Source organism: Lysobacter xanthus (assembly GCF_047159895.1).
This window is the reverse complement of record NZ_BAAGAB020000003.1, coordinates 27,810-47,121: the sequence shown is the minus strand read 5'-3', so window position 1 is coordinate 47,121 and position 19,312 is coordinate 27,810. Positions and strand designations below refer to the sequence as shown.

The following is a 19,312-nucleotide window of genomic DNA, read 5'->3' as shown; positions in this document are numbered from 1 at the left end:
TGTCGAAGCTCTCGCAACGTCCCGCGCAAGGAGCCGACATGCTCGCCACCACCTATCGCCGTCCGTACAAGGTCCGGGCCGAGCACGTCCCGGAGCCGGTGATCGAGCATCCGAACGATGCGATCGTCCAGGTCACCCGTACCTGCATCTGCGGCTCCGACCTGCACCTCTACCACGGGCTCGTGCCCGACACCCGCGTGGGCAGCATCTTCGGCCACGAGTTCTGCGGCATCGTCACGGAGGTGGGCTCGTCGGTGCAGAACCTGCAGGTCGGCGACCACGTGCTGGTGCCCTTCAACATCGCCTGCGGCAGCTGCTTCTTCTGCCAGCGCGAGCTCTACGGCAACTGCCACAACACCAATCCCGAAGCCACCGCGGTCGGCGGCATCTTCGGCTATTCGCACACGACGGGCGGCTACCACGGTGGACAGGCCGAGTACGTGCGCGTGCCGTTCGCCGACATCGGCCCGCACAAGATCCCGGCGGGCATGCATATCGAAGACGCGGTGCTGCTCACCGACGTGGTCCCGACGGGCTACCAGGCCGCCGAGATGGGCGACATCAAGGAAGGCGACACCGTCGTCGTCTTCGGCGCCGGCCCGGTCGGCATCCTCGCGGCGCGCTGCGCCTGGCTGATGGGCGCCGGCCGCGTGATCGTGGTCGACCACATCGAGTACCGACTCGAGTTCGTCGCGAAGTGGGCGCCGGCGGAGACGGTGAACTTCAAGGAAGTGGACGACATGGTCGTGCACCTGAAGAAGATGACCGACTGGCTCGGTGCCGACGTCTGCATCGACGCGGTCGGCGGCGAAGCCGACGGCTCGCTGTGGCAGTCGATCACCGGCGTCCGCATGAAGCTGCAGGCCGGCGCCGCGACGGCCGCGATGTGGGCCATCAACTCCGTGCGCAAGGGCGGCAACATCTCGATCGTCGGCGTCTACGGGCCGACGGTGAACGCGATTCCGCTCGGCAACATCGTCAACAAGGGCCTGACCGTGCGTGCGAACCAGGCGAGCGTGAAGCGCCACCTGCCGCGCCTGTTCGAGCACGTCATGGAAGGCCGCATCAAGCCGCGCGAGATCATCACCCACCGCATCCCGCTGGAGGACGTCGAGGAGGCCTACAACACCTTCTCCGGCAAGAAGGACGGCTGCATCAAGCCGATCCTGATCCCGCCCGGCATGGCCGACATCGCGCAGGTGCCCGTCGCCTCGCCCCACGTGCACTGAGGAGTGACCCCATGACGTTCGACCGTTCGCAGATTCCGGGCTGGGGCGCCGACCTCGACCGCAACAAACGCCCTGCCGTTCCCATGGAACGCATGCCACCGCGTGAGGACGATGCGCACTGGGACGTGCCCGAGGCGCAGGCGCAGACCGTCGAGGTGCTGCATTCGATCGAGCGCCCCGGCAACACGCCGGTGTTCGGTACGGCCTGCCCGCCGTCGGGCCTGTCGGGCAAGATCCGCCGCGCGGCGTTCCGCCACAGCGAGGGACGGCTGCGTCACTGGATGATGCTGCTGCTCGCCGACCGCGTGAACGTGATCGAGGGCCTGTTCGACGATGCGCGCAAGTCGAAGAAGGTGCATTCCGTCGCGGCGGTCGGCCTGGTGGGCCTGCTCGCGATCATGTGGATGCGCCGCGGCGCCTGACGGGGCGGGCGGACGGACGATCGCCCCGTGCGCCGTTACGGCGCGTCGTCCCAGTGGAAGCGGTGCAGCAGGCGGTGCGCGATCGGCGCGACCACAAGCCCCGCGGCCACCAGGAACACCAGTCCCGCATAGAGCGCGTACACCCCGGCGAACAGCTTGCCGGGCAGCGTTCCCGGGTCGTCCACCGGCCCCATGCCGCCGAGCAGCATCGCGGCATTGAGGAAGGCGTCGGCCAGCCCCAGCCCTTCGAAGCCCATGTAGCCGGCCATGCCGATCACCAGCGAGGCGCCGATCAACGCGAGCGCCGCCAGTGCGTGGACGGCCACGCGGCGACCGAACTGGCGACGGGTCAGCGGGGGATGGCGGCGGGATTCGTACACGGCCGCATGCTAGCGCGGCATGGACGGCGCGCCTACGATCCGCGGTCGGAGGAATGCCATGCCGCTGCGCGACGCCACCCCGGACGACCAAGAGACCCTGCTCGCCCTCAACGAGGCGTCCGTCGCCGTGCTGAGCCCGCTCGACGCGGAGCGCCTCGCCCGGCTGCACACACGGTCGGCGCTGTGCCGCGTCGCGCACGACGAGGGCCGCGTGCAGGCGTTCGTCCTCGCCTTCCGCGAGGAGGCCGACTACGACAGCGAGAACTACCGCTGGTTCGACGCGCGGTACCCCGCCTTCCTCTACGTCGACCGCGTGGTCGTCGCCGCGGCGTCGCGGGGCACCGGCCTCGGACGCGCGCTCTATGCGGACGTCTTCGAGCATGCACGCCGCAGCGGCGTGCCGATCGTCGTCTGCGAATTCGACGTCGATCCGCCCAATCCCGCGTCGGAGCGTTTCCACGCCGCGCAGGGCTTCGCGGAACTGGGCCGCCATGTGCTCGCGAGCGGCAAGGCGGTCAGCCTGCAGCTCGCGAGGGTCACGACCTGACGGAACTCAGCGCCCCAGCATCGGCAGCTTGAGGCCCTTCTCGACCGCGCACTGCTGCGCCAGCGCATAGCCGGCGTCCGCATGGCGCATCACGCCGGTGCCCGGATCGTTCCACAGCACGCGCGCGAGGCGACGGTCCGCCGCTTCGCTGCCGTCGCAGACGATGACGACGCCGCTGTGCTGCGAATAGCCCATGCCGACGCCACCGCCGTGGTGCAGCGAGACCCACGTCGCGCCGCCCGCCACGTTGAGCATCGCGTTGAGCAGCGGCCAGTCCGAAACCGCGTCGCTGCCGTCCTGCATCGACTCCGTTTCGCGGTTGGGCGATGCGACCGAGCCGCTGTCGAGGTGGTCGCGACCGATCACCACCGGGGCCTTCAGCTCGCCGTTGCGCACCATCTCGTTGAACGCGAGCGCGAGCTTGTGGCGCTGGCCGAGGCCGACCCAGCAGATTCGCGCGGGCAGGCCCTGGAAGGCGATGCGCTCGCGCGCCATGTCGAGCCAGCGGTGCAGGTGCGGGTCGTCGGGAATCAGTTCCTTGACCTTCGCGTCCGTCCTGTAGATGTCCTCGGGATCGCCGCTCAGCGCGACCCAGCGGAACGGGCCGATTCCGCGGCAGAACAGCGGGCGCACGTAGGCCGGCACGAAGCCCGGGAAATCGAACGCATCCGCGCAGCCCTCGTCGAAGGCCATCTGGCGGATGTTGTTGCCGTAGTCGAAGGTCGGAATGCCCATGCGCTTGAAGGCGAGCATCGCCTCCACGTGCACGCGCATCGACTTCTTGGCTTCGTCGCGCACGCGCACGGGATCGCGCTTCTGCGCGTCGACCCACTGCTCCACGGTCCAGCCGATCGGCAGGTAGCCGTGCACGGGGTCGTGCGCGCTGGTCTGGTCGGTGACGGCATCCGGGCGCACGCCGCGACGCACGAGCTCGGGCAGCACGTCGGCCGCGTTGCCCAGCAGGGCGATCGACTTGGCCTGTCCGGCCTGCGTATACGCCGCGATGCGGGCGAGCGCGTCGTCGAGGTCGGTGGCCTGCTCGTCGACGTAGCGCGTCTTCAGGCGGAAATCGATGCTCTTCTGCTGGCACTCGATGTTGAGGCTGCACGCACCCGCGAGCGTGGCCGCGAGGGGCTGCGCGCCGCCCATGCCGCCGAGGCCCGCGGTGAGGATCCACTTGCCGGTGAGGTCGCCACCGTAGTGCTGGCGCCCCATCTCCACGAAGGTTTCGTACGTGCCCTGCACGATGCCCTGCGAGCCGATGTAGATCCACGAGCCGGCCGTCATCTGGCCGTACATCATCAGCCCCTTCTTATCGAGCTCGTTGAAGTGCTCCCACGTGGCCCAGTGCGGCACGAGGTTGGAGTTCGCGATGAGCACGCGCGGCGCGTCGGGATGCGTGCGGAACACGCCGACCGGCTTGCCGGACTGCACCAGCAGCGTCTCGTCGTCGCCGAGCTCGCGCAGCGACTTGATGATCGCGTCGAAGCATTCCCAGTCGCGCGCGGCGCGGCCGATCCCGCCGTAGACCACCAGCTCGGCGGGGTTCTCCGCCACGTCGGGATCCAGGTTGTTCTGGAGCATCCGGTACGCGGCTTCCGTCAGCCACGACTTGCAGGCCAGCTCGGTGCCGCGCGGCGCGCGGATGGTGCGGGTGGGATCGACGCGCGTGGACATCAGTGCTTCCGGTGCGATGAGGCCCGGATTATCGCATCGCCCGAAACGACGACGCCCGGCCGGGGCCGGGCGTCGCGCAGCACGAGGGGCGCGTCAGCGGATCGACGGATCCAGCATGCGCAGCGCCTCGTTGAGGTCGGTCTGGCCGGTGCCGCGCAGGTCGTCCTGCGTGTAGACGCGGCCGTTGCCGGCGAGGCAGCGCGCGCGGGGGCCGCCCCGGGCGCTGTCGCGCGGGCGGATCCGGCTGCCGGTCTCGCGCAGGCACGTGCGATCGCTCATCCGGTCGGCAGGCGCGGCGACCGTGCGGATGGCTGCGGGCGCGGACGATGCGACGTCCTGCGCGAAGGCAGGCAGCGCCGCGAGCAGCAGCAGGGGAAGCAGGCGGCGGATCATGGGCGTGTCCGGGTGGCCGAGTGGAACCCCACGATACGCCCGCAGCGGGCGGTCGGCGCGCTCGGCACGGCGCGGGTTCAGGGGCGGCTTACGCGCCCGGGCAGGCCACGGGCCGCGCCTTGCGGAACGCGGCGGCAGCCTCGGCATCCACCGTCTGGGGCGGCGTGCCCCCGTCGAAGACGACCTGCCACGTACCGTCCGCGCCGCGACGCCAGACCGACTGGAACGTTCCGCGCCGGTAGACGGTCGTCCCGTTCTCGGTGGTTTCCGACAGCGCGGGGCCGGTCGACCAGGCGATGTCGCCGACCGCGGTCGTGCGCACCGGATACCACTCCAGCCGGATGCCCTCGCCGCGCACGATCTCGCCCCAGCCGCGCACGATCGCGTCCCGACCGCGCTGCGGACGCGGCGAGCCCACCGCGAACGCGGCGTCGGGCGCGACGTGCTCGGCGAACGCCGCGGAGTCGTGTTCGGCGACGGAGCGCGCAAACGACAGCTCGCGCGCGAACACCGCGCATTCGTCGGCCGAGAACGGCGCAGCCGCAGGCCGTCCGACCCCCTGCGCAGGCGCCTCGCCGGCGATGACCGGTGCCGTGGCCGCGGCGAGCACGGCCGGGATGAGAGCGGTAGCGAGACGACGCATGGCGGTTCTCCGGAAGGAAGACGCACTCTGGTCACACCCGCCGGAGGCCGCCACCGGCTAAAGTCATGCCTGCCCGGCAAGACCGACCTTCGTGCATCGCGCCTTCCTGCTCTTCTGCCTGATCCTGCTGGCCACGGGATGCGCTACGGGTCCGGCGACCCCGGCGGCCCCGACCCTCGTCGTCGTCTCCCTGGACGGCTTCCGCGCCGCGGAACTCGAGCTGGGGCATGCGCCGCACATCGAGGCGGTCGGTCGCGAAGGCGTGCGCGCCACGATGCGTCCTTCGTTCCCCGCGCTGACCTTCCCCAACCACTACACGCTGATGACCGGGCTGCGCCCGGACCGTCACGGCATCGTGCACAACACGATGAGCGATCCGGTGCTGGGCCGCTTCACCGCCGCGGACGTGCGCGCCGTCGCCGATGCGCGATGGTGGAGCGATGCCGAGCCGCTCTGGGCAACCGCCACGCGCAGCGGCCTGCGAACTGCCGCGATCGCCTGGCCGGGCATCACCGCGCCGATCGGCGGGGTGCGGCCGACGGAGTCGATCGCGTACGAGGCGCAGATGCCGGCGCCCGCACGCATCGAGCGTGTCCTCGAATGGCTCGCGCGACCGGCCGCGACCCGTCCGCGGCTGGTGATGCTCTACCTCGGCACCGTCGACGATGCCGCCCACGACACGGGCCCGGACGCTCCGGGGGCTACGGCCGCGGTCGAAGAGGTGGACGGCTACGTCGGCCGGCTGCGCGAGGGCATCCGCGCGCGCGGCCTGGACGATGCGGTCGACCTGGTCGTGCTGTCCGACCACGGCATGGCGACCGTCCCGCTCGCGCAGATGCGGCCGATCGAGGAGGTCGCACCGCCCGACCTCGTGGAGGTCGTCGTGACCGGGCAGTCCGTGGGCCTGCGACCCCTGCCCGGCCGCGAGGCCGAGGCGCGCCGTGCGGTCATCGGCCGGCATGCGTTCTACACGTGCTGGGACAAGGCGGACCTGCCGGCGCGCTGGCATTACGGCCGCCATCCGCGCATCCCGCCGATCGTCTGCCAGATGGACGAGGGCTGGGAGGCCGAGCCGGCTGCGAAGCTCGCCCGGCGCACGGCCAACCGCGGCTCCCACGGCTACGACCCGTCGCTGCCCTCGATGCGCGCGATCTTCGTCGCCGAGGGCCCGTCGTTCCGTCGCGGCGTCGAGCTTCCGACGTTCGACAACGTCGACGTGTATCCGCTTCTCGCGCGGCTGCTGGGCGTCGCGCCGCGCCCGAACGACGGCACGCTCGCGACCTTCGAACCCGCCCTGCGCGACACGCGCTAGGCGAGCAGCTTCGCCATCGCGGCGCGGTAGCGTGCCGCGATCGACGCGGCCTCGCGGTGCCGGCCGTCACGCACGCATGCGCGTCCGGCCACGTCGACCTCGCGCACCAGCGGCCGGTCGCCTCCGAAGATCCAGCGGTCGGCGACGTCGAGCGCGGTGGCGCCCGCGAGCGCCGGCGCGTCGGCATCGAGCACGACCCGATCGGCGTGCATCGCTTGCGCGGTGGAATCCGCGGCCGTGTCGAGCACGTGCGAAAGCAGCGTGGTGCCGACGCTCGGCGAGTCGCCCACGGCGACGTTCCGGCGACGCATGACGAGGCGCTGCCCGTACTCCAGCCAGCGCAGTTCCTCCGTCGGCGAGGTCGAGACGTGCGAATCCGAGCCGATGCCGAAGCGGCCGCCCGCATCCAGGAACGCGCGCAACGGGAACAGCCCGTCGCCGAGGTTCGCCTCGGTCGTCGGGCAGATCGCCACGGTCGCGCGCGACGCCGCGAGTGCCGCAATTTCGCCGTCGTCGAGGTGCGTGGCGTGCACCAGCGTCCAGCGCGCGTCGACCGGCGCATGGTCCAGCAGCCAGCGCACCGGCCGGGCGCCCCGCAGCGCGACGCATTCGTCGACCTCCGCGGTCTGCTCGGCGATGTGCACGTGGATGCGCGAATCGGCCGGCAGCGCGCCGACCACCTCGCGCATCGCAGACTCGGGCACGGCGCGCAAGCTGTGCAGCGCGCAGCCGATGCGCAGCGTGTCGTCCGCGAGCGGCCGCAGCGCCTCGAGCAGGCGCAGGTAGCCGTCGACGTCGTGGCCGAAACGCCGCTGGTGTTCGGCGAGCGGTCGGCCGTCGAAGCCACCGGTCATGTACAGCACCGGGAGCAGCGTCAGGCGGATGCCGGTCTCGCGCGCCGCTTCGATCAGCGCCTTCGACATCGCGCCCGCGTCGTCGTAGGGCCGGCCGTCGGGACGATGGTGGACGTAGTGGAACTCGCAGACGGCGGTGTAGCCGGCCTCGAGCATCTCGACGTAGAGCTGTGCCGCGACGTCGCGAAGCGTGTCCGGCTCGAAGCGCGCGGCCATGCGGTACATGGTGTCCCGCCACGTCCAGAAGCTGTCGGCCGGGTCGGTCTGGCGCTCGGCGAGGCCCGCCATCGCGCGCTGGAAGGCATGCGAATGCAGGTTGGCGAGGCCGGGAAGTTCCCAGCCGCGCCCGGTGCGCTGGACGGCGGGCTCGTGCATGGCGGTCGGGGTCGCGTCGGGTGCGCTAGGCTACCGCGAGCCGCCGGGAGGGCCGCATGCGCATCGTCGAATTCGTCGGACTGGTGGTCGCGGCGCTGGTGGTCATGGCGCTCCTCGTCGGCAAGCCGCACGTGCTGCCCGATCCCGCATCGCGGCCGGCACCTCCGGACGGCAGGCCCGATGGCGACACCGATGACTGAGGCGGTCTGGGATCGCCTGCTGCTGGGGGCCTCGCTCGCCACGCTCGAGGGCCCCGCTTATGGCGCGATCGACGATGGCGCGATCGCTTGGCGCGACGGGACGCTCGCCTACGTCGGCCCCCGTGCCGGATTGCCCGGCGCGCCCGAGGCGATCGCGCGCGAGGTGGAGCACGTGCGTGGCTGGATCACGCCCGGCCTCGTCGACTGCCACACCCATGCGGTGTTCGCGGGCGACCGTGCGACGGAATTCGAGATGCGGCTGACGGGCGCGACGTACGAGGCCATCGCGCGCGCCGGCGGCGGCATCCTGTCGACGGTGCGCGCCGTGCGCGCGGCCGACGAGGACGCGCTGCATGCGGCGTCCGCGCCCCGCGTCCACGCGCTGCGCCGCGATGGCGTGACCACGCTCGAGATCAAGTCCGGCTACGGCCTGGACTTCGACAACGAACGCAAGATGCTGCGCGTCGCGCGGCGTTTCGCCGGCGACGACGTGGACGTGCGCACCACCTACCTCGCCGCGCATGCCTTGCCGCCCGAATACGCGGGCCGGGCCGACGACTACATCGATGCGACCATCGACTGGCTGCCGCGCCTGCACGCCGAAGGCCTCGTCGATGCGGTCGACGCCTTCTGCGAGGGCATCGGCTTCTCGCCGGACCAGACACGGCGCCTGTTCGACGTCGCGCGTCGGCTCGGGCTGCCGGTCAAGCTGCATGCCGACCAGCTCAGCGACCTCGGCGGCGCCGCACTTGCCGCGGAGTTCCGCGCACTGTCGGCCGACCATGTCGAGCACACCAGCGAGGCGGGCGTCGCCGCGATGGCCGCGGCCGGCACGGTCGCCGTGTTGCTGCCCGGCGCCTTCCACGTGCTGCGCGAGACGAAGCTCCCGCCGCTGGAGGCATTCCGCGCGCATGGCGTGTCGATGGCGATCGCGACCGACTGCAATCCCGGCACGTCGCCACTGCTCTCGTTGCGGCAGGCGATGCAACTCGCCTGCACGCATTTCCGCATGACGCCGGAGGAGGCGCTGCGCGGCGCGACGATGCACGGCGCGCGCGCGCTCGGTCTCGACGACCGCGGTGTCCTGCGCGTCGGCCTTCGCGCCGACCTCGCCCTGTGGCGCATCGAGCACCCTGCCGAGCTCTGCTACTGGCTCGGCGGCGACCTGCTGGAGGCGACGTACGTCGCCGGCCAGCGCGTTCCTTCCACGATCTCCTGACCGGACAGACCATGCGCCGCACCGCCCTCGCCTGCGCTTTCCTGCTCGCCTCCACCACCGCGTTCGCCGCGCCGCCCGCGCTCGACGCGCGCGCACTCGCCGCCGATGCGTTGATCGTCGATACCCACATCGACGCCCCGACCGAACTGCTGAAGTCGTGGCGCGATCTTGGCGAGCGCACCGCCGATCGCGAGTTCGACTATCCCAAGGCGCGCGATGGCGGGCTCGACGTCGCGTTCATGTCGATCTACACGTCTCCCGAGGACGACGCGGGCGGCACCGCGCGCCAGAAGGCCCATCAGCAGATCGATGCGGTGGAGGCGATGGTGGGGCGCCATCCCGATCGCTTCGCGAAGGTGACGTCGCCCGCCGACGTCGACCGCCTGCGTGCCGGCGGCCGCGTGCTGCTCGCGTTGGGCATGGAGAACGGCGCGCCGATCGGCGACGACCTCGCGCAGCTGCGCGTCTTCCGCGATCGCGGCATCCGCTACATCACGCTCGCGCACAGCCACAGCAACCGCATCGCCGACGGCTCGTACTCGCTCGATCGTCCGCACGACGGCCTCAGCCCGTTCGGCGAGAAGGTGGTCGCGGAGATGAACCGGCTGGGCATCATGGTCGACGTCTCGCACCTGTCCGACGCCTCGGTGGAAGACGTGCTGCGCGTCGCGAAGGCGCCGGTGATCGCGAGTCATTCGGGCCTGCGCCGTTTCACCCCGGGCTTCGAACGCAACCTGCCGGACGCGCTGGCGAAACGCATCGCGAAGTCCGGCGGCGTCGTGCAGCTCACCTTCGGCAGCGGTTTCATCGACGCACGCGCCGCCGCCGACACCACCGCCTACTTCCGCGAGCTCGCGAAGTTCCAGCATGCGCAGGCCGAAGCCAGGGCGCGCGGTGAAACCGTTCAGTCGCTCGAGGACTGGGACACGGCCTGGGACGCGTCGCATCCCAAGCCGCCGACGCGCCTGTCGCAGGTGGTCGACCAGGTTGACTACGCGATCCGCCTGCTCGGCGAGGACCACGTCGGCATCGGGTCCGACTTCGACGGCGTGTCCGGCGCACTGCCCGAAGGCCTGCGGACCGTGGCGGACTATCCGAACCTCGTGCAGGCGCTGCGCGAGCGCGGCCGTTCGGACGCGACGCTGCGCAAGGTGCTCGGCGGCAACCTGCTGCGCGTCTGGGCAGCGGTCGAAGCGGCGGCCGAACCGGCGAAGCGCTGACGGGCGTCACGAATCCGGGATCGCTTCACGGCCCGCGCAGCGCCCCGGCGCGACACTTTCCGCATGCAGGAGTTGGCATGACCGCACGCGTACTCGTCGTCGAAGACAATCCGGACATCCAGGTCGCGCTCGGCGAACTGCTGGGGCACGAAGGATTCGAGGTGAGCCTGGCCGACAACGGCCGGATCGCGCTCGACCGCCTGGAGGCCGGCGACATGCCGAGCTGGATCGTGCTCGACCTCATGATGCCGGTGATGGATGGCTGGGAATTCCTGCGGCATCTGGACGAGACGGGCACCCCGCATCCGCCGATCACCGTGCTCACGGCGCTGTCCTACGACGCCGACACGCGAGGGCTCGAGGAGCGCTTCGGCTGCCGCGTGCTCAGCAAGTCGACCGACATCGGGCAGCTGCTCCTGCTCGCGCAGGCGTACCGCGAGGCCGCGGACGCGGCCTGATCCGCAGGCGGCGCCCCAACGAAGAAAGCCCCGCATCGGCGGGGCTTCTCTTTGCCATCGGAGCGCGGAACGCTCAGCCGGCCTTCTTGACCGCGACCTTCTTGGCCGGCGCCTTGGCGACGGTCTTGGTGGTCTTCTTCGCGACCGGCGAGGCGGCGGTGCCGGTCGCGACGGCGAGGATGTGACGGCGGGCATTGCCGTAGCTGGAGTTGAAACGCTTGCCCTTGGCGGTCTTGCGGTCGCCCTTACCCATGGTGCTGCTCCTGAAATTGATGCGTGCGGATGCCGCGGCGCGCGGCGAATACGAGGCGGGCGCGGTGGACCCACGCGGCTCGCGAAGCGCGCAAGCCTAGCACAGCCGGCCGGTCAGGCCGGAACGCGGCGGGCGAAACGAAGGTTGAGGAAGTGCGCGACCGCGACGAGCCCGCCGCCGGTGGCCATCGTCACCGCATGCGGCCACAGGGCCTCGTGCAGCGGCGGCCACAGGATGCCGCCCCACAGCAACGCCAGGCCCGGGGCCAGCAGCATGAGCGCCAGGGCGACCCGGTGCGCCCGGAACCCGCGGACCAGCCCGACGGTGCCGATCAGCGTCGCGAAGCCCACGAAGGCACGCTCCACCCCGTCGTTCAGCAGCAGCGAGAGGCCCACCGAAGGGAGAACGAGAAACACGATCGGCAGCAGCGCGCAGTGCACCGCGCAGAGCAGCGAGCCGGTCATGCCGAGGCGATCGAGCCCGGAGGGCACGGAGGCGGCAGGACTTCTGGCAGGGGCCGAACCGTTCATTTGGAATACTATAACATTCCTCGCATCCCTCGCCCTTGACGCCTTCATGACCGTCCGTCGCGCCGATTCCCTGCCCCGCCTCGCCCTTCTCGCGCTCGCCCTCGCGGCCGCCCTGCCCGCGGCCGCCGCCGAGCCCGCCGCGCCCGAGCCGCAGGTCGACAACCGCCACAAGGACCCGGCCGAGCTGGATCGCGTGGTGGTCACGGCGGCGCCGAACCGGGCCACGGCCGAAGAGCTGGTGCGTCCGGTCGACGTGCTCGGCGGCGAGCGCCTCGACGAAGCGCGCGGCGCCACGCTCGGCGAGACGGTGACCGGCCTGCCGGGCGTGCAGTCCTCGAACTTCGGTGCCGGCGTCGGCCGCCCGATCATCCGAGGCCTCGAAGGCGGCCGCGTCGGCGTGCTGTCCGGCGGCCTGTCCTCGCAGGACGTCTCGACCGTCAGCCAAGACCACGCGGTCGGCATCGAACCTTTCCTGGCCGACCAGATCGAAGTGCTCAAGGGTCCGGCGACGCTGCTCTACGGCTCGGGCGCGATCGGCGGCGTGGTCAACGTGGTCGACGGCCGTATCGCCGAGCGCCCGCTCGACAAGACAGTGACCGGACGCGCCGAGCTGCGCCACGACACGGTCAACGACGGATTCACCGGTATGGCGCGCGTCGACGCCTCGGGCGCGGACGGCACGCTGGTGCTGCATGCCGATGCGGTCTACCGCGACCAGGGCGACTACGCGATCCCGGGCGGCGGCCGGCAGGCCAACGGCTTCGTCGACACGAAGGCCGCCGCGCTCGGCATCTCGCGCGTGGGCGCGCAGGGCTTCGCGGGCGTCGCGGTCTCGCGCTTCGAGGATGCCTACGGCAATCCGGGCGAGCCCGGCGACACCGCGACCGGCGTCGGCAGCGTCTCGCTGCGCATGCGCCAGAACCGCGTGGAAGCCAAGGCGGGCCTCGACCGCGAGTTCGGCCTCTTCAACGGCCTGCGCGCGAGCATCGGCGGCACCGACTACGAACACGTCGAGTACGAGGGCGACGAGGTCGGCACGCGCTTCCTCAACAAGGCCACCGAGGGCCGCGTCGAACTGACGCATGCCGCGCTGGCGGGCTGGAGCGGCGCGGTCGGGCTGCAGGGCCTCGACCGCACCTACCAGGCGATCGGCGAGGAAGCCTTCGTGCCGCGCACGCACACGCGCGGCTGGGGCCTGTTCGTCACCGAGCAGCGCAAGTTCGATGCATTGCAGCTGGACGTCGGCGCCCGCCTCGACCGCGTCAGCGCAACGCCCGCCACGGGCGCCTCGCGCGAATTCAGCCCGCTCAGCCTGTCCGCCGGCGCGGCCTGGCGCTTCAACGAGGCTTGGCGCCTGAGCCTCAACCTCGACCGCGCCGAGCGCGCGCCGGGCGAGGAGGAACTGTTCGCCAACGGCCCGCACGTGGCGACGCTGTCCTACGAGATCGGCAACCCCGGCCTGCGCAAGGAACGCGCGAACGGCGCCGAGCTCGGCCTGCATTTCCACGGCGGCCGCGTGGACGCGAAGCTGGCCGCGTACCAGACCCGGTTCGACGGCTTCGTCTACCTCGCCGACACGGGCCTCACCGCGGACGTCGGCGGCGAGTCGCTGCCCGTGCGCCAGTGGTCGCAGTCCGATGCGCGCTTCCGCGGCATCGAAGGCGAAGTGCTCGCCCACCTGGTCGACGTCGATGCCGGGCGCCTCGATGCGCGCGTCTTCGGCGATCGCGTGCGAGCGACGCTCGACGACGGCGGCAACCTGCCGCGCATCGCGCCTGCGCGCCTCGGCGCGGAGCTGCGCTGGCGCTCGGATGCGTTCCGCGCCTCGATCGGCGCGACGCACGCCTATCGCCAGGACGACGTGGCGGCCGGCGAGACCGCGACCCCCGGCTACACGCTGGTCGACGCGCACGCTGCCTGGCATCTCGATTACGGCTCGACCGGCGTCGAGTGGTTCGTCGACGGCAGCAACCTCACCAACCAGGTCGCGCGCGTGCACACGTCGTTCCTCAAGGACCGCGTGGTGCTGCCCGGCCGCGGCGTGAACTTCGGCGTGCGCGTCTTCTTCTGAGGCGAGTTCCCGAGTCAATGAAAAAGCCCGGCTCCGGCCGGGCTTTTCTTATTCCACCGCCGACGTCGACCCGTCCGGTCGCGCCGCGCAGTCGGCGCAGATGCCGTGCACCTCCAGCGTCTGCGCCCGCGGCGAGAACCCGAGCGCGCGCGCCCGCTCGTCGAGCAGCCGCACGATCCGGTCGTCCTCGAGTTCCACCGCCGCCTGGCAGTGGTCGCAGATGAGGAACGGCACCGCGTGGCGCTCGCTGCCGGGGTGGTGGCAGGCCACGAAGGCGTTGATCGACGCGAGCTTGTGGATGAAGCCGTTTTCCAGCAGGAAGTCGAGCGCGCGGTACACCGTCGGCGGCGCCGCGCCCTCGTGCGTGGACTTCATGCGGTCGAGCAGTTCGTAGGCCTTGAGCGGGCGGCCCGCGTCGGCGATCAGGCGCAGCGCGCTCGCACGCAGCGGGGTGAGGCGCAGACCGCGCGACTCGCAGGCGCGCTCGACCTCCGCGACGAAGGCATCGCCCGTGTGGACGTGGTGATGCGGATCGGTGCAGTGGTCGTCGTGCGCCATGACGCGCTCAGCCCTCCGCCGGAAGCTTCGCGATCGCCGCTTCGATGCGAAGCAGCGCCTCGTCGCGGCCAGCGAGGTAGACGGTGTGCGCGATGTCCGGGCTCACCTGCGTGCCGGTGATGGCCACGCGCAGCGGCTGCGCGACCTTGCCCATGCCCAGCTCGCAGGCCGCGGCGACGTCGTGCAGCACCATCGACACCGATTCCGGCGACCACGTCATGAGCTCGCCCAGGCGCGCCCGCGCTTCGGTGAGCGGGCGACGCGCGGCGGCCGTGAGGTGCTTGGCGACCGCCGCATCGTCGTACTGGTGCAGCGGACGGAACCACACCGCCGCACGCTCGGCCATGTCGGCAAGCGTCTGTACGCGATCCCGCAGCGCGACGACGAGGTCGGCAGGCCTGGGGCCGCTCGCGAGGTCGTAGCCCTGCTGTTCGAGGTGCCACTGCAGGTGCTTCGCCACGGCGTCCGGGTCGTCGCTCTTCAAGTACTGCTGGTTGAGCCAGCCGAGCTTCGCGGGATCGAGGCGCGAGGCTTTCGCGTTGACGTCCTTCAGGTCGAACAGGCGGGTCATCTCCTCGATCGAGAAGATCTCCTGGTCACCGTGCGACCAGCCGAGACGCACCAGGTAGTTGAGCAGCGCATGCGGCAGGTAGCCCATCTCGCGGTACTGCATGACGTCCGCCGCGCCGGTGCGCTTCGAGAGCTTGGCGCCCTGCTCGTCGAGGATCATCGGCAGGTGCGCGAAGTGCGGCACCGGCGCGTTGAGCGCGTGGTAGATGTTGATCTGGCGCGGCGTGTTGTTGACGTGGTCGTCGCCGCGCACCACGTCGGTGATGCGCATGTCGATGTCGTCCACCACGACCGCGAAGTTGTAGGTGGGATAGCCGTCGGAGCGGAAGATCACCAGGTCGTCGAGCTCGTCGTTGGCGATCTCGATGCGACCCTTGACCTTGTCCTCCCACGCGACCACCCCGCCCTGCGGGTTCTTGAAGCGGATCACGCGGTTCGGGTCGTCGCGGAAGCCGGCGTCCTGCTCGCGGTAGGCGCCGTTGTAGCGGGGCTTCTCGTTCTTCGCCATCGCGGCCTCGCGCATGGCTTCGAGCTCGTCCTTCGTCTCGTAGGCGTAGTACGCCTTGCCGGCCGCGACGAGCTGCTCGGCGACCTGCCTGTAGCGATCGAGACGCTGCGTCTGGTAGATCGGGCCCTCGTCGTAATCGAGGCCCAGCCAGTCCATTGCCTCGAGGATCGCGTCGATCGCCGCCTGCGTGCTGCGCGCGGCGTCGGTGTCCTCGATGCGCAGGATGAACTCGCCGCCGTTGCGACGCGCCTCGAGCCAGCAGTACAGCGCCGTGCGGGCACCGCCGATGTGGAGGTAGCCGGTGGGGCTGGGCGCGAAGCGGGTACGGCTGGTCATGCGGCGGCTCGATGCGGCGGAAACCGCGATTTTACCGCGCGTGGCCGCCGGGCCCGCTCAGTCCCAGTCCGCGGCCTTGCCCATGACGTTGCGCGGCAGCGACGCGCCGGTGGCGAAGCGCGCCGGCAGGGCCGCATCGGGGAGCTCGCGGCGGCACCAGGCGCGAAGCGCCTCCGGATCCAACGCCGCGCCCGCCGTGAGGACCAGGAACGCCTTGAGGCGGCCGCTCGCCGTATCGAGCCGCACGGCGGCGGCGACGACGTCCGGATGGGCCTCGAGGCGCGCGGCCACCCGCGCCGGATGGACGTTGTGGCCGGCGACCTGCACTGCGGCATCGAGCCGCGCCACGGGGCGCAGGCCGCCGTCGACCACCTCCACCCGGTCGGGCAGTGGATGGGCGCGGCCCGAGACGTCACGGAGCACGGGCGCGTCGGCGACGTCCAGCCGCCAGCGCGGAAACAGGGCGAACGGTCGCGAAGGCGCGTCGCGCCAGCCGATGCCGGCGGTCTCGCTCGAGCCGTAGACCTCGATCATCCGCGCGAGGCCGTTCGCGCGCAGGCGGTCGATCACGTCCGGCGGACACGGCGCCGTCGACGTGACCCCGGTGACGTCCTCGGGCCAGCGGGCGCCGCCCGAGGCCAGCGCCTGCCAGACGAGCGGATGCGCGACGACCACGTCGCGCGGCTGCGTCTCGCGCGCGAGCGTCGACGGCAGGCGACCGCAGTAGTCCACCGCCGGCGCGTCGAGCGCACGCGGCAGCAGGACGCCGAAAATGAATCCGTAGATGTGATGCGTCGGCACCGCGACACGGACGGTGGCACGCGGACCGATCGTCGCGGCGAAGCCGCGCGCCTCGTCGTCGAGCGCGGCCAGCGCGTGCACGACGTCGCGGCGTTCGCCCTGGCTGCCGGAACTCGCGAAACGCAGCTCGCCCTCGTCCGCGAGCACCGCGGCCGCGACCGAGGCCCAGCCGTGCAGGGAGCGGTCGCGCAGCAGGTAGTCCTCCCAGCCGGGGCGCTCGAGCAGGAACATGCGACTGACCTGCTCCGCCGCCTCGACCAGTTCGATCGAATCGAGGCCGAGCCCCGTCTGGAGCTCGGCGTCCACGGGCCAGGCGAGATGGACGCCCCATTGGGCGCCGCGGACCTGGCCGAGCTGCTGCGCCAGCACGTCCCGGACCGGGCGGACGAGCGCAGCGGCCTCCATCAGACGCGCTTGACCAGCACCCAGAACTTGTCGGCGCTGCCGGGTGCGTTCTTCATGTGCACGCGAACACGCGTCGGTGCCATGTTGTAGTCGAACGTGTACTCGAACATGACGTTGAGGTCGCCCGCGTCCACGCCATTGCGGAAGCGGCCGAAGAACTCGGGCGTGTTCGTGCAGGGCGCGACGTCCTTGAAGAAGTTCTTGCCGAGCGTCGCCTTCGGGTCGCGGCCGGTGATGGCGCCTTCCGCGGCGTTGTACTGCAGCACGGTGCCGTTGCGATCGAGCGTGATCATGCCGAAGGCGAGGCTGTCGATCTGGTCGTCCGTCAGCGCGCTGAGCACGTTGGCGATGTCGTCCTGCTCGAACTTGATGCGTTCGTAGTTCATGGGGCTTCCTGTCGGGGCGTACCCGGGTGGGTCCGCGTCCCGGCGGTTAACGGCGGTCGTCGCAGGGGCTTGAGTCCTGTAGGTCATCGCCGTACGGCGACCAGCGGCGAGCGCGGATCGCGTCGACGAGTCCCGCGAGCTCGCGATCGAGCGGACGGTCTTCCACCAGCAGCGGCACCTGCGCCTCGAGTTCGGCCTGCCACGCCGCCAGCGCCGTCGTCGGCAACGCGCCACCGCGCCGCAGGCGCAGCGCGACGCCCTGCCGCACCACGACCAGCATCGCGGCCGCGACCTGTTCCGTCAGCTCGATCACGCGAAGGGCGTCGCGCGCGGCGATCGTGCCCATGCTGACCTTGTCCTGGTTGTGGCATTCGGTCGAGCGCGAGAACACCGACGCGGGCATCGTTCCCTTCAGGGCCTCCGCCGTCCACGCCGAGACCGCGATCTGCACGGCCTTGAGCCCGTGGTTGATCGCCGCTCGCGGCCCCTCGGCCGCCGACAGGTTCGCCGGCAGGCCGTGGTTGTAGCGCGGGTCCACCAGCAGCGCGCACTGGCGGTCGAGCAGGTCGGCGATGTTGGCGACCAGCGTCTTCATCGCATCCATCACGTACGCGATGTGGCCGCCGTAGAAATGGCCGCCGTGCAGCACGGTGCCCTCGTCGGGATCGATCAGCGGATTGTCGTTCGCGCTGTTGAGCTCGGTCTCGATCACCTGCCTGAAATGCGGCAGCGCATCCTCCAGCACGCCGATCACGTGGGGGGCGCAGCGCAGCGAATAGCGATCCTGCAGCCGCCGTTCGTTGCCCACGGCGCGGCCGCCGCCGAGGTCCTCGCGCAGGCGGTGCGCGACGATGCCCAGGCCGGGGTGCGGCTTGGCTGCGAACAGCGTCGCGTCGAAATGATGGGCATTGCCGTCGGCGGCGATCACGCCGCAGGCGGTGATGCGCGTGGCGAGCGCGGCGAGGTAGCGCGCGCGATCGAAGGCCAGGCAGGCGAGCGCGGACATCACCGCGGTGCCGTTCATCACGGCCAGGCCTTCCTTCGGCCGCAGCCGCAACGGCGCGCGTCCGATGTCGGCCAGCGCCTGCGCCGCCGGGGTGTCGCGCCCCTCGACGCGCACATCGCCGTCGCCGCACAGCGCGGCGGCGACGTAGGCGAGCGGCGTGAGATCACCGCTGGCGCCGACCGAACCCTCGGCGGGGATGCGCGGCAGCACGTCGTGCACCAGCAGCGCTTCGAGCTGCAGCAGCAGCGCCCGGCTGACGCCGGACATGCCGCGCGACAGCGATGCGAGACGCGCCGCGAGGATCGCGCGCGTCTCGGCCTCGTCGAAGAAGCGCCCGAGACCGCAGCGGTGGTACGTGTACAGGTGCGCCGGCAATTCGGCGACGAGATCGGCCGGGATGCCGGTCGTGCAGGAATCGCCGTAGCCCGTGGTCACGCCGTAGATGACACCGTCGTCGCGCAGCAGGCGGTCGACCACGGCCGCTCCGCGCGCGATCCGCTCCAGGAAGGCGGGTGACGCGTCGAGTGCGGCCACCGCCTGCCGACGCGCGAGCCGCACCACGTCCTCGATGCTCAGGTCGCCCGCGCCGAAGCGCACGCGGCCGCGCGGCGGGTCCAGCGGTTGGCCGCTCATTCGACGCCGGGCCCGTCCACGTCGACCATCAGCCAGTAGCCCTCCGCGCCGTCGGGCGGTCGCGGCAATGCTTCCAGGCGCGTCGGCGGCGGCCAGCCACCGCCCGCGGCGGCGCCCTGCACCGCGCCGCGGATCGCGGCCTCGAGCGTGTCGAGCCGTTCGGCCTCGACGATGCAGTCGGGAAAGTCGGGCAGCGTGGCGTGGTAACGACGCGCCGCATCGCGGCGCACGAAAGCGAAGTACCCCATGCTCAAACGCCCCGTCCGCGGGCCCACCGGCCCGTCGCTGTCCATCGCGCCCGACTGCTGTCGCCGTGCATCACCGTC

Annotated in this window: 22 protein-coding genes; 9 read left to right on the top strand and 13 right to left on the bottom strand. The window is 71.4% G+C overall.

Annotated elements, in window-relative coordinates:
* Nucleotides 1-38: 38 nt before the first annotated feature.
* Entirely contained in the window at nt 39-1,229 is a 1,191-nt protein-coding gene (locus tag ACY35P_RS02155; RefSeq protein WP_462114182.1) for a zinc-dependent alcohol dehydrogenase, read from the top strand.
* Between the two features lie 11 nt (nt 1,230-1,240).
* Nucleotides 1,241-1,651 carry a hypothetical protein gene (locus ACY35P_RS02150; protein WP_462114181.1) on the top strand — a complete coding sequence of 137 codons (411 nt, stop codon included), beginning with the start codon at nt 1,241-1,243 and terminating at the stop codon, nt 1,649-1,651.
* A gap of 35 nt (nt 1,652-1,686) precedes the next feature.
* On the opposite strand, the gene ACY35P_RS02145 is transcribed toward ACY35P_RS02150, so the two are convergent.
* A complete protein-coding gene (locus ACY35P_RS02145) occupies nt 1,687-2,031 on the bottom strand; it encodes a hypothetical protein (protein WP_462114180.1) in 345 nt (114 codons plus the stop codon).
* 58 nt (nt 2,032-2,089) lie between these two features.
* On the opposite strand from ACY35P_RS02145, the gene ACY35P_RS02140 reads away from it, so the two are divergent.
* Nucleotides 2,090-2,578 (top strand): GNAT family N-acetyltransferase, encoded by a 489-nt coding sequence (locus tag ACY35P_RS02140; RefSeq protein ID WP_462114179.1) that lies wholly within the window; start codon nt 2,090-2,092, stop codon nt 2,576-2,578.
* 6 nt (nt 2,579-2,584) lie between these two features.
* On the opposite strand, the gene hutU is transcribed toward ACY35P_RS02140, so the two are convergent.
* The 3 genes from hutU to ACY35P_RS02125 form a co-directional block, all read right to left on the bottom strand.
* Nucleotides 2,585-4,255, bottom strand: a complete 1,671-nt coding sequence (hutU, locus tag ACY35P_RS02135; protein WP_462114178.1) for a urocanate hydratase — start codon at nt 4,253-4,255, stop codon at nt 2,585-2,587.
* A gap of 93 nt (nt 4,256-4,348) precedes the next feature.
* Entirely contained in the window at nt 4,349-4,648 is a 300-nt protein-coding gene (locus tag ACY35P_RS02130; RefSeq protein WP_462114177.1) for a hypothetical protein, read from the bottom strand.
* Between the two features lie 88 nt (nt 4,649-4,736).
* Nucleotides 4,737-5,291, bottom strand: coding sequence for a YybH family protein (locus tag ACY35P_RS02125; protein ID WP_462114176.1), 555 nt, complete (start codon nt 5,289-5,291; stop codon nt 4,737-4,739).
* A gap of 91 nt (nt 5,292-5,382) precedes the next feature.
* On the opposite strand from ACY35P_RS02125, the gene ACY35P_RS02120 reads away from it, so the two are divergent.
* Nucleotides 5,383-6,603: an alkaline phosphatase family protein gene (locus ACY35P_RS02120; RefSeq protein ID WP_462114175.1), complete on the top strand. Its 1,221-nt coding sequence runs from the start codon at nt 5,383-5,385 to the stop codon at nt 6,601-6,603.
* Here the strand turns inward: ACY35P_RS02120 and ACY35P_RS02115 are convergent.
* A complete protein-coding gene (locus ACY35P_RS02115; RefSeq protein ID WP_462114174.1) occupies nt 6,600-7,832 on the bottom strand; it encodes a formimidoylglutamate deiminase in 1,233 nt (410 codons plus the stop codon). The genes ACY35P_RS02120 and ACY35P_RS02115 overlap by 4 nt on opposite strands.
* A gap of 56 nt (nt 7,833-7,888) precedes the next feature.
* Between ACY35P_RS02115 and ACY35P_RS02110 the strand changes: the two genes are divergently transcribed.
* From ACY35P_RS02110 to ACY35P_RS02095, 4 genes are all read left to right on the top strand, one after another.
* Entirely contained in the window at nt 7,889-8,032 is a 144-nt protein-coding gene (locus ACY35P_RS02110) for a hypothetical protein (protein WP_462114173.1), read from the top strand.
* Complete coding sequence (hutI, locus tag ACY35P_RS02105) at nt 8,025-9,251, top strand: imidazolonepropionase (protein ID WP_462114172.1); 1,227 nt, start codon at nt 8,025-8,027, stop codon at nt 9,249-9,251. Before ACY35P_RS02110 ends, hutI begins: the two co-directional genes overlap by 8 nt.
* Before the next feature lie 11 nt (nt 9,252-9,262).
* Nucleotides 9,263-10,471: a dipeptidase gene (locus ACY35P_RS02100; protein ID WP_462114171.1), complete on the top strand. Its 1,209-nt coding sequence runs from the start codon at nt 9,263-9,265 to the stop codon at nt 10,469-10,471.
* 77 nt (nt 10,472-10,548) lie between these two features.
* Nucleotides 10,549-10,929 carry a response regulator gene (locus ACY35P_RS02095; RefSeq protein ID WP_462114170.1) on the top strand — a complete coding sequence of 127 codons (381 nt, stop codon included), beginning with the start codon at nt 10,549-10,551 and terminating at the stop codon, nt 10,927-10,929.
* Between the two features lie 73 nt (nt 10,930-11,002).
* Here ACY35P_RS02095 and ACY35P_RS02090 read toward each other — a convergent pair whose 3' ends face one another.
* Nucleotides 11,003-11,182, bottom strand: coding sequence for a 30S ribosomal protein THX (locus ACY35P_RS02090; protein ID WP_462114169.1), 180 nt, complete (start codon nt 11,180-11,182; stop codon nt 11,003-11,005).
* A 113-nt stretch (nt 11,183-11,295) separates the two neighbouring features.
* A complete protein-coding gene (locus ACY35P_RS02085; protein WP_462114168.1) occupies nt 11,296-11,712 on the bottom strand; it encodes a MerC domain-containing protein in 417 nt (138 codons plus the stop codon).
* A 46-nt stretch (nt 11,713-11,758) separates the two neighbouring features.
* Between ACY35P_RS02085 and ACY35P_RS02080 the strand changes: the two genes are divergently transcribed.
* Nucleotides 11,759-13,783, top strand: coding sequence for a TonB-dependent receptor (locus tag ACY35P_RS02080; RefSeq protein ID WP_462114167.1), 2,025 nt, complete (start codon nt 11,759-11,761; stop codon nt 13,781-13,783).
* A gap of 48 nt (nt 13,784-13,831) precedes the next feature.
* Here ACY35P_RS02080 and ACY35P_RS02075 read toward each other — a convergent pair whose 3' ends face one another.
* Genes ACY35P_RS02075 through ACY35P_RS02050 form a run of 6 tightly spaced genes read right to left on the bottom strand, consistent with a single transcriptional unit; the run spans nt 13,832 to nt 19,234 of the window.
* Complete coding sequence (locus ACY35P_RS02075; protein ID WP_462114166.1) at nt 13,832-14,341, bottom strand: transcriptional repressor; 510 nt, start codon at nt 14,339-14,341, stop codon at nt 13,832-13,834.
* A 7-nt stretch (nt 14,342-14,348) separates the two neighbouring features.
* Nucleotides 14,349-15,755: a glutamate--tRNA ligase gene (gene gltX / locus ACY35P_RS02070; protein WP_462114165.1), complete on the bottom strand. Its 1,407-nt coding sequence runs from the start codon at nt 15,753-15,755 to the stop codon at nt 14,349-14,351.
* 57 nt (nt 15,756-15,812) lie between these two features.
* A complete protein-coding gene (locus ACY35P_RS02065; RefSeq protein ID WP_462114164.1) occupies nt 15,813-16,961 on the bottom strand; it encodes an AMP-binding enzyme in 1,149 nt (382 codons plus the stop codon).
* A complete protein-coding gene (gene pyp / locus ACY35P_RS02060; RefSeq protein ID WP_462114163.1) occupies nt 16,961-17,347 on the bottom strand; it encodes a photoactive yellow protein in 387 nt (128 codons plus the stop codon). The genes ACY35P_RS02065 and pyp overlap by 1 nt, the downstream gene beginning before the upstream one ends.
* Nucleotides 17,348-17,393: 46 nt before the next feature.
* Nucleotides 17,394-18,986, bottom strand: a complete 1,593-nt coding sequence (locus tag ACY35P_RS02055) for an HAL/PAL/TAL family ammonia-lyase (RefSeq protein WP_462114162.1) — start codon at nt 18,984-18,986, stop codon at nt 17,394-17,396.
* On the bottom strand, nt 18,983-19,234 hold the full coding sequence (locus tag ACY35P_RS02050; protein WP_462114161.1) for a type II toxin-antitoxin system HicB family antitoxin: 252 nt from the start codon (nt 19,232-19,234) through the stop codon (nt 18,983-18,985). The genes ACY35P_RS02055 and ACY35P_RS02050 overlap by 4 nt, the downstream gene beginning before the upstream one ends.
* Nucleotides 19,235-19,312: the final 78 nt, after the last annotated feature.

Excerpts from the sequence above, each read along its gene's own strand:
- ACY35P_RS02155 (WP_462114182.1), top strand. The coding sequence starts at position 39 with ATGCTCGCCACCACCTATCGCCGTCCGTACAAGGTCCGGGCCGAGCAC.
- ACY35P_RS02090 (WP_462114169.1), bottom strand. The coding sequence starts at position 11,182 with ATGGGTAAGGGCGACCGCAAGACCGCCAAGGGCAAGCGTTTCAACTCC.
- ACY35P_RS02055 (WP_462114162.1), bottom strand. The coding sequence starts at position 18,986 with ATGAGCGGCCAACCGCTGGACCCGCCGCGCGGCCGCGTGCGCTTCGGC.
- ACY35P_RS02130 (WP_462114177.1), bottom strand. The coding sequence starts at position 4,648 with ATGATCCGCCGCCTGCTTCCCCTGCTGCTGCTCGCGGCGCTGCCTGCC.
- ACY35P_RS02115 (WP_462114174.1), bottom strand. The coding sequence starts at position 7,832 with ATGCACGAGCCCGCCGTCCAGCGCACCGGGCGCGGCTGGGAACTTCCC.
- ACY35P_RS02125 (WP_462114176.1), bottom strand. The coding sequence starts at position 5,291 with ATGCGTCGTCTCGCTACCGCTCTCATCCCGGCCGTGCTCGCCGCGGCC.
- pyp (WP_462114163.1), bottom strand. The coding sequence starts at position 17,347 with ATGAACTACGAACGCATCAAGTTCGAGCAGGACGACATCGCCAACGTG.
- ACY35P_RS02095 (WP_462114170.1), top strand. The coding sequence starts at position 10,549 with ATGACCGCACGCGTACTCGTCGTCGAAGACAATCCGGACATCCAGGTC.
- ACY35P_RS02100 (WP_462114171.1), top strand. The coding sequence starts at position 9,263 with ATGCGCCGCACCGCCCTCGCCTGCGCTTTCCTGCTCGCCTCCACCACC.
- ACY35P_RS02140 (WP_462114179.1), top strand. The coding sequence starts at position 2,090 with ATGCCGCTGCGCGACGCCACCCCGGACGACCAAGAGACCCTGCTCGCC.
- ACY35P_RS02065 (WP_462114164.1), bottom strand. The coding sequence starts at position 16,961 with ATGGAGGCCGCTGCGCTCGTCCGCCCGGTCCGGGACGTGCTGGCGCAG.
- ACY35P_RS02075 (WP_462114166.1), bottom strand. The coding sequence starts at position 14,341 with ATGGCGCACGACGACCACTGCACCGATCCGCATCACCACGTCCACACG.
- hutI (WP_462114172.1), top strand. The coding sequence starts at position 8,025 with ATGACTGAGGCGGTCTGGGATCGCCTGCTGCTGGGGGCCTCGCTCGCC.
- hutU (WP_462114178.1), bottom strand. The coding sequence starts at position 4,255 with ATGTCCACGCGCGTCGATCCCACCCGCACCATCCGCGCGCCGCGCGGC.
- ACY35P_RS02110 (WP_462114173.1), top strand. The coding sequence starts at position 7,889 with ATGCGCATCGTCGAATTCGTCGGACTGGTGGTCGCGGCGCTGGTGGTC.
- ACY35P_RS02080 (WP_462114167.1), top strand. The coding sequence starts at position 11,759 with ATGACCGTCCGTCGCGCCGATTCCCTGCCCCGCCTCGCCCTTCTCGCG.
- gltX (WP_462114165.1), bottom strand. The coding sequence starts at position 15,755 with ATGACCAGCCGTACCCGCTTCGCGCCCAGCCCCACCGGCTACCTCCAC.
- ACY35P_RS02085 (WP_462114168.1), bottom strand. The coding sequence starts at position 11,712 with ATGAACGGTTCGGCCCCTGCCAGAAGTCCTGCCGCCTCCGTGCCCTCC.
- ACY35P_RS02150 (WP_462114181.1), top strand. The coding sequence starts at position 1,241 with ATGACGTTCGACCGTTCGCAGATTCCGGGCTGGGGCGCCGACCTCGAC.
- ACY35P_RS02050 (WP_462114161.1), bottom strand. The coding sequence starts at position 19,234 with ATGGGGTACTTCGCTTTCGTGCGCCGCGATGCGGCGCGTCGTTACCAC.